General features: G+C 42.0%; 4 protein-coding genes. 2 read left to right on the top strand and 2 right to left on the bottom strand.

Annotated elements, in window-relative coordinates:
* Positions 1 to 298: 298 nt before the first annotated feature.
* Together pckA and ACO4PX_RS07790 are read left to right on the top strand one after the other, a co-directional pair.
* Entirely contained in the window at positions 299 to 1,903 is a 1,605-nt protein-coding gene (gene pckA, locus ACO4PX_RS07795) for a phosphoenolpyruvate carboxykinase (ATP) (RefSeq protein WP_007156514.1), read from the top strand.
* Positions 1,904 to 2,162: 259 nt separating this feature from the next.
* Complete coding sequence (locus tag ACO4PX_RS07790) at positions 2,163 to 3,848, top strand: LCP family protein (protein WP_485572187.1); 1,686 nt, start codon at positions 2,163 to 2,165, stop codon at positions 3,846 to 3,848.
* 267 nt (positions 3,849 to 4,115) lie between these two features.
* Here the strand turns inward: ACO4PX_RS07790 and ACO4PX_RS07785 are convergent, their stop codons facing one another.
* On the bottom strand, positions 4,116 to 4,769 hold the full coding sequence (locus ACO4PX_RS07785; protein WP_007156512.1) for a potassium channel family protein: 654 nt from the start codon (positions 4,767 to 4,769) through the stop codon (positions 4,116 to 4,118).
* Positions 4,770 to 4,779: 10 nt separating this feature from the next.
* Positions 4,780 to 6,144, bottom strand: a complete 1,365-nt coding sequence (locus ACO4PX_RS07780) for a TrkH family potassium uptake protein (protein WP_485572188.1) — start codon at positions 6,142 to 6,144, stop codon at positions 4,780 to 4,782.
* Positions 6,145 to 6,366 lie beyond the last annotated feature (222 nt).

Genomic DNA, 6,366 nt, shown 5'->3' with positions numbered 1-6,366 from the left:
CCGACGGGCTCAGACTACCCCTCATTTAGACCTATATTGCCGAAATCTATTTATTTTTTTGATTTTTTACAGCCCTTTTTGTAGGATTTTGAGAAAAGTTTTGAACGGTTCTAAATTTAAAACTAAAATTTAAAGAAGAATTAAAGCAAAAATAATTAAGTAATTAAAAATAAATCATCAAAAAAATGTAAAATTCAAGTGACTTTCCAAGGGAAGTATGTATAATAAGAACATTAAGCCTTGTATTTTTTTCCATACGAGAGGCTTGAAATTTTTAAAGAGTGAGAAGGAGACCACTATGGCAAATTTGGATTTAACACAATATGGCATTACAGGAACCACGGAAATCGTACATAACCCATCCTATGAGCTTTTGTTCCAGGAGGAAACCAGAGCGGATTTGGAAGGCTATGAGAAGGGACAGGTCAGTGAATTAGGCGCTGTTAACGTAATGACCGGTATTTATACCGGACGTTCTCCCCAGGATAAGTACATTGTCATGGATGAGAAATCCAAGGATACAGTATGGTGGACATCCGATGAGTATAAGAACGATAACCATCCTGCATCCCAGGAGGCATGGAACACTGCTAAGGAATTGGCTAAGAAGGAGCTTTCCAATAAGCGTTTATTCGTAGTGGATGCTTTCTGCGGAGCCAACAAGGACACCAGAATGGCAGTGCGTTTCATTGTGGAAGTAGCATGGCAGGCACACTTTGTTACCAACATGTTTATTCAGCCTTCCAAGGAAGAGCTGGAGAACTTTAAGCCGGACTTCGTGGTTTACAATGCTTCCAAGGCAAAGATTGAAAACTACAAGGAGCTTGGCTTACATTCCGAGACTGCGGTTATGTTCAACATCACAAGCAGAGAGCAGATTATTTTAAACACCTGGTACGGCGGAGAGATGAAGAAGGGTATGTTCTCCATGATGAACTACTTCCTTCCCTTAAAGGGTATTGCTTCCATGCACTGTTCCGCAAATACAGACTTAAACGGAAAGCACACCGCAATCTTCTTCGGACTTTCCGGAACAGGAAAGACCACCCTTTCCACTGATCCTAAGAGACTGTTAATCGGAGATGATGAGCACGGTTGGGATGACAACGGTATCTTCAACTTCGAGGGCGGATGCTATGCCAAGGTTATTGACCTGGATAAGGATTCCGAGCCGGATATCTATAAGGCTATCCGCAGAGATGCATTGCTGGAAAATGTCACCATGGATGCGAATGGAAAGATTGATTTCAAGGATAAGAGCGTTACCGAGAATACCCGTGTATCCTATCCTATCCAGCACATCGACAATATTGTAAAGCCTGTTTCCTCCGCACCTGCAGCGGAAAATGTTATTTTCCTTTCTGCGGATGCGTTCGGCGTACTGCCTCCTATCTCTATTCTTACAGAGGAGCAGACACAGTATTACTTCCTTTCCGGATTTACCGCAAAGTTAGCCGGAACAGAGAGAGGAATCACAGAGCCTACACCAACCTTCTCCGCTTGCTTCGGACAGGCTTTCTTGGAGCTTCCTCCAACAAAGTATGCAGAAGAGCTGGTTAAGCGTATGGAGAAGAGCGGCGCAAAGGCTTATCTGGTAAATACCGGATGGAACGGTTCCGGAAAGAGAATTTCCATCAAGGATACCCGTGGAATCATTGATGCCATCTTAAACGGAGATGTGGCTAAGGCTGAGACCAAGAAGATTCCATACTTCGACTTCGAAGTACCTGTAGCTTTACCCGGTGTAGATCCGAAAATCTTAGATCCAAGAGATACATACGCTGATGCAAGCCAGTGGGAAGAGAAGGCAAAGGACTTGGCAGGACGTTTCGCAAAGAACTTTAAGAAGTATGAGAGCTCTGAGGCAGGAAAGAAGCTTTCTGCAGCAGGCCCTAAGGCATAAGAATAGTACTATTGCTGATAACGAGGAGGGAGATTATTCTCCCTTCTCTTTTGTTATAGTGTAATGTGTACATAATAATCCTTTATCCTATTGGAGTACGCCTATTCTATAGATCTCTGTATGCTTGGAACGTTAGAGGTATTTCCGATAGTAGAAATAAAAACTCTTTATATTAAGGAATTATGAAAGCACTTTTTTTGTGAAGAAAGCTTTGTTATACTTTTCAGGCAGAATACTTATGAAAGACAGGGAGAAGCGTATGGCAGACAGAAAAAGAAGAACTGCACCCAGTAGAGAATTTATCAGAGAAAGAGAAGAAAGCAGCAGAAATAGACGTCCCTCTCGAAATCGTTATCAGGAGGATTATGATTCTGATGAGGAATATGATGATTACGATGACGATTATGAAGATGATTCTGATGAGGACTATGACGACTATGATGAGGACTATGAAGATGAGGACTTCGAAGAAGAACCTCAAAGCCTGAAAAGAAGAAAGTCCCAAAGGCAGGGAGCAAATATTGCTACAGCTACCGGCCGTTCCGACAGGAGAAGAAGTTCTTCCGGAGCGGAGAATCGGAAGTCGTTGAGCGGCGGGAACAGCGGAAGAAGCAATAGAAATCCGGCTTCGGAAAGGGCAGGGCAAGACAGAGGGAAAAGAAAGAAAAAGAAGTCTGTTTTTCAGAAGCTGGGCATTCTTTTACTGCTTGTATTTTTCGGCCTTCTCCTTTGGCGTTTTATATCTCCCTATTTTGGCCCTAAATATTGGACGGTGGCTGTTTTCGGTTTGGATTCCCGAGACGGCAACAAGGAGGCCGGTGCGCTATCCGATGTGATTATGCTGGCTTCCGTTAATAAGCGAACCGGAGAAGTGAAATTGAGCTCCATTTTCAGAGACAGCTATATGCAGATCGATGAAGAGGGAACTTATCATAAGATTAATGAAGCGTATTTTAAGGGCGGTCACAAGCAGGCTGTTGAAGCTTTAGAGAGAAATCTGGATATTAAGATCGATGATTATGTCAGCTTTAACTGGGCTGCGGTAGCAAAGGGGATTTCCGCCCTTGGAGGTGTGGATCTGGAGCTTTCCGATGCGGAGTTTTTCTATATCAATGCCTTTATCACGGAAACGGTACAGTCCACCGGAATTCCTTCCGTGCATCTGGAGCATGCGGGGATGAATCATTTGGACGGAATTCAGGCGGTGGCCTACGGTAGACTCCGTCTAATGGACACGGATTTTAACCGTACTGCAAGACAGAGGAAGGTTCTTGGCCTTGCCTTTGATAAGGCAAAAAAGGCAGGTCCTGTAAAGCTAATGCAGGTGGCATCCATGGTTTTACCGGAGCTTTCCACCAGTCTGGATATGGGAGATATCACCACATTGGTTACCCAGGTGGATCGTTATCATATCGGAGAAAGCAGAGGGTTCCCCTTTGCCAGAACCACCATGAAGATTAAGAAGATGGATGTGGTAATTCCTGCAACTCTGTCCAGTAATGTGACGGAATTGCACAGCTATCTTTATGGCGTGGAAAATTACAGTCCCAGTGCCAAGGTACAGGAAATCAGCGCCCATATCGCCAAGGTTTCCGGTGTAAGCTCTCCCTTGGAAGATGCGGAAGAAGCGGGAACCGGCGGAGGAACTGTGAGAAAGAAGGAAGCCGGAAAAGCCAAGGCCGCTGAAAACGCGGAAAAGGGTACTAAAAAGAAAAAAGTGGAACAGACAGAGGAAGCGAAGAAACAGGAAACAAAGACGGAAACGGAAGAAGAGACCACTGTAAAGAATAAAAAAGAAACAAAGGAAGAGAAAAAATCCACAGAAGAAGAGACGAAGGAAACAAAAGAAAAGAAGGAAACGGAAGAAACTGTGGAAGTAGGACCCGGGGCCGCCTTAGGAGAGAAATCTTTGGAGACGGAAGAAAATAATACACCGGGAACTTAAAAGCCGGCAAATAAAGAAAAAAACATCCTCTGAGTCGGATATTTGACATGGAGGATGTTTTTATTCATAACGAGTATTGCTCGCAAAGCGTGCGATATCTCGTTTTTCAGGAGTATCCCTCTCAAAGCGTACGATATCTCGTTTTTCAGGAGTATCCCTCTCAAAGCGTACGATATCTCAGTGCTGAAGGCAAATTTCTCGTGGACTATGGAATACTATGATACAGCATTGAATAGTAATCGTCGCAGGATTATTTGCTTAAAAAGTCTACCCTAAAGTATGAAAATATTTTTGGATATCCTTATCCTTGCCGATAATAAAAAGGCTTTCTCCTTCTCGGAATTGGTAGTCCGGTCCCAAAGTAACATTGACTTCATCATTATATTTGACAGCAATAATATTGACTTTGAATTTATTTCGAACTCCAATTTCTCCAATAGATTTACCAATCCAATCCTCAGGTAAGGCGATTTCAAAAACGGCAAAATCTTTGCTGACTTGAATGTAATCCAAAACATTCTCAGAACTGCACTGCACAGCGGTAAGGCTTCCGACTAATTTTTCCGGATAAACTACCACATCGGCTCCGTTTCTAAGTAAGAATTTTTCTTGTAAATCTCTGGCAGCCCTGGAAACTACTCTTTTTGCACCCAGTTCCTTTAAATGGGAGGTGACTTCCAAAGAAGCTAAAAAGTCGGTTCCGATGGCTACAATACAGACGTCAAAATTGGAGATACCCAGAGATTTTAAGAATTCCTGATTTCCTGCGTCTCCAATTTCCGCATTGGTAACGTAGGGGAGAGCTGCTTTTACTCTTTCCTCACTGCTGTCTACTCCGAGAACCTGCGTATGCATTTCATTTAGCTTTTTTGCGACATGTAAACCGAAACGACCTAGACCGATAATTAAAATTTGTTTCATACTTTCTCCTTTATCCGACAATTACATTTTCTTCAACAAGTCTTCCCTTGTTTTGGTTAGCATTAGGAAAGACGGCATAAATCAAACAAAGTCCGCCAACTCTTCCGGTGTACATTAGAAAAATGAGAACCATATGAGAAATGGGACTAAGATTTGGGGTGATTCCCAGTGTAAGCCCCACAGTGGCAATAGCACTGGCAGCTTCAAAGCTGGTGGCCAGTAGCGGTAATTTATCATGGAGACTGATAAACATTCCGGAGAGAATACATAAACTAATATACATGAAAGCGATTGTCGTGGCATTTCGAATGACTTCTCTGGAAATAGTCCTTCCAAAGGCTTCTGTACGGGAATTGTTTCTAAAAATAGCAATGGAGGTTAAAAGTAAAACAGTCATTGTGGTGACTTTCATACCGCCTCCCGTACTTCCCGGCGCAGCCCCTACCAGCATTAGCAAGGTTTGCAAAAAGATTCCGCTATCGGAAAATTTTGAAAAATCCACGGTATTAAAGCCTGCGGTACGTGGAGTGACTGCTGTAAATAATGAAGCAAAAACCCGATTTTTTATGGTCAGCCCTCGGAACTCAACAAAAAAGTAAAATATTGCAGGAAGAAGAATAATAAATACCGTGGTAGAGAGAATGATTTTGCTTTGTAGACGAAAGCGATGAAAATTCCATTTATTTTTTGCAATATCCTGCCAAGTCATAAAGCCTAAGCCTCCAAGAAGAATCAGGCTCATAATGCTGATGTTCACCACAGGGTTTCCTACGTATTCCGTGAGAGAAGAAAAGGGTTCTTTAACGCCCATCAAATCGAAACCGGCATTACAAAAAGCGGATACGGAGTGGAAAACACTATACCAAAGTCCTCTCCGAAGTCCGAACTCGGGAATAAATTGTGTCGCAAGAAGGATAGCAAAGAATAACTCTATAATTCCGGTCCATTTCAGAAGAAAAACCAACATTTTCATGATTCCGCCCTGAGAATTTACAGAAATGGAATTAGCCAGAGTGTTTCTTTGAGAATATCCGATTTTTTTTCCGAAGAAAAGGATGACGGAGGTTACCACTACCACCACACCAAGCCCACCAATTTGAATCAAGAAAAGAATGACTGCTTGCCCGAAGAAAGACCAGTGCGTGGCGGTATCGTATACAATTAAACCGGTAACACAGGAAGCGGAGGTGGAAGTGAAGAGTGCATTTAGAAAGGGGGTATAAACGCCATCATTACTGGAGATCGGCAACATCAGCAGAATTGCTCCCAATAGAATCAACGCGGCAAAACCCAGGATGATTTTCTGAAAATAATTTAAACGAAAGAATTTCATTTTCGTACTACTCCTTAAATTCATTAATACAGCTTGTTTGATTATAGGCACATAAAGAAAAAATAGATAGTCAAAATATTAGATTTTAGAGAAATCGTAAATGCTATGAAACACATTTGAGTTTTGAAAACAAAATTTTTGTTTTATGAAGAAAATCTAATAAGAATAAAAAAATCTCTTGACAAGAAAATAAAAACTCTGTATGATAATCGAGTCGCTGATTTTTATTCATTTTTTAAGAAAACAGCAGATTTTAGGGCTATC

This window comes from Oribacterium sp., from assembly GCF_057249185.1.
Note: the sequence above shows the minus strand (reverse complement) of the source record. Positions and strands in the feature narration are given on the sequence as shown.

Excerpts from the sequence above, each read along its gene's own strand:
- pckA (WP_007156514.1), top strand. The coding sequence starts at position 299 with ATGGCAAATTTGGATTTAACACAATATGGCATTACAGGAACCACGGAA.
- ACO4PX_RS07790 (WP_485572187.1), top strand. The coding sequence starts at position 2,163 with ATGGCAGACAGAAAAAGAAGAACTGCACCCAGTAGAGAATTTATCAGA.
- ACO4PX_RS07785 (WP_007156512.1), bottom strand. The coding sequence starts at position 4,769 with ATGAAACAAATTTTAATTATCGGTCTAGGTCGTTTCGGTTTACATGTC.